Origin of the sequence: Streptomyces sp. NPDC050388 (genome assembly GCF_040655635.1) — a bacterium.
In the GTDB taxonomy this organism is placed as follows: domain Bacteria; phylum Actinomycetota; class Actinomycetes; order Streptomycetales; family Streptomycetaceae; genus Streptomyces.
Genome location: NZ_JBFAKH010000254.1, coordinates 1 through 1,771, shown reverse-complemented (window position 1 = coordinate 1,771; position 1,771 = coordinate 1). Strand labels below are relative to the sequence as shown.

Annotated in this window: 1 protein-coding gene; it reads right to left on the bottom strand. The window is 74.0% G+C overall.

The features are described 5' to 3' along the window. Window positions 1-3: 3 nt before the first annotated feature. Window positions 4-1,771: biotin carboxylase N-terminal domain-containing protein (locus AB0I73_RS41175; protein WP_363045496.1), on the bottom strand; the 1,768-nt coding region annotated here is incomplete at its 5' end.

The window sequence follows — 1,771 nt, the reverse complement described above, 5'->3', positions numbered from 1 at the left end:
CCGTCAGTCCTTGATCTCGCAGATCACCGCGCCGGAGGTGACCGACGCGCCCACCTCGGCGTTCAGCCCCTTGACCGTGCCCGAGCGGTGCGCGTTCAGCGGCTGCTCCATCTTCATCGCCTCCAGCACCACCACCAGATCACCCTCTTCGACCCGCTGCCCCTCCTCCACCGCGACCTTGACGATGGTGCCCTGCATCGGCGAGGCCAGCGCGTCCCCGGAGGCCACCGGCCCGGACCGCTTCGCGGCCCGGCGCTTGGGCCGGGCCCCGGCCGCCAGCCCGGTGCGGGCCAGCGACATGCCCAGCGCCGCGGGCAGCGACACCTCCAGCCGCTTGCCGCCCACCTCGACCACCACCGTCTCCCGGTCCGCCTCCTCCTCGACCGCGCCGTCGGCGGCGGCCGCGAACGGCTTGATCTCGTTGACGAACTCGGTCTCGATCCACCGGGTGTGCACGGTGAACGGGCCGTCCTGGCCGTGCAGCTCCGGGGCGAAGGCGGGATCGGCCACCACCGCGCGGTGGAACGGCAGGGCGGTGGCCATCCCCTCCACGGTGAACTCGGCCAGCGCCCGGGCGGCGCGCTGCAGCGCCTCGGCGCGGGTGCGGCCGGTGACGATCAGCTTGGCCAGCAGCGAGTCCCAGGCCGGGCCGATCACGCTGCCGGCCTCCACCCCGGCGTCCAGGCGCACCCCGGGCCCGGTGGGCGGATCGAAGCGGGTGACGGTGCCCGGGGCGGGCAGGAAGCCCCGGCCCGGGTCCTCGCCGTTGATGCGGAACTCCAGCGAGTGGCCGCGCAGCACCGGGTCGTCGTAGCCCAGTTCCTGGCCGTCGGCGATGCGGAACATCTCGCGCACCAGGTCGATCCCGGCCACCTCCTCGGTGACCGGGTGCTCGACCTGCAGCCGGGTGTTGACCTCCAGGAAGGAGATGGTGCCGTCCTGGCCGACGAGGAATTCCACGGTGCCGGCGCCGACGTAGCCGGCCTCCTTGAGGATGGCCTTGGAGGCGCGGTAGAGCTCGGCGGTCTGCGCGGTGGTGAGGAAGGGGGCGGGGGCCTCCTCGACCAGCTTCTGGTGGCGGCGCTGCAGCGAGCAGTCCCGGGTGGAGACGACCACCACGTTGCCGTGGGCATCGGCCAGGCACTGGGTCTCCACGTGCCGCGGCCTATCCAGGTAGCGCTCGACGAAGCACTCGCCGCGGCCGAAGGCGGCGGTGGCCTCGCGCACCGCGGACTCGTACAGCTCGGGCACCTCGTCCAGGGTGCGGGCGACCTTCAGGCCGCGGCCGCCGCCGCCGAAGGCGGCCTTGATGGCGATGGGCAGGCCGTGCTGCTTGGCGAAGGCGAGGACCTCGTCGGCGCCGGTGACCGGGTCGGGGGTGCCGGCCACCAGCGGGGCGCCGGCGCGCTGGGCGATGTGCCGGGCGGCGACCTTGTCGCCCAGGTCGCGGATGGCCTGCGGGGGCGGGCCGATCCAGATCAGGCCGGCGTCCAGGACCGCCTGGGCGAAGTCGGCGTTCTCGGAGAGGAAGCCGTAGCCGGGGTGGATGGCGTCCGCGCCGGACTCGGCGGCGGCCTTGAGGACCTTGTCGCTGTCCAGGTAGCTGGTGGCCGGGGTGTCACCGCCCAGGGCGAAGGCCTCGTCCGCGGCGCGGACGTGCAGGGCGTCCCGGTCCGGGTCGGCGTAGACGGCGACGCTCGCGATGCCGGCATCCCGGCAGGCCCGGGCCACGCGGACAGCGATTTCGCCACGGTTGGCGATGAGCACCTTG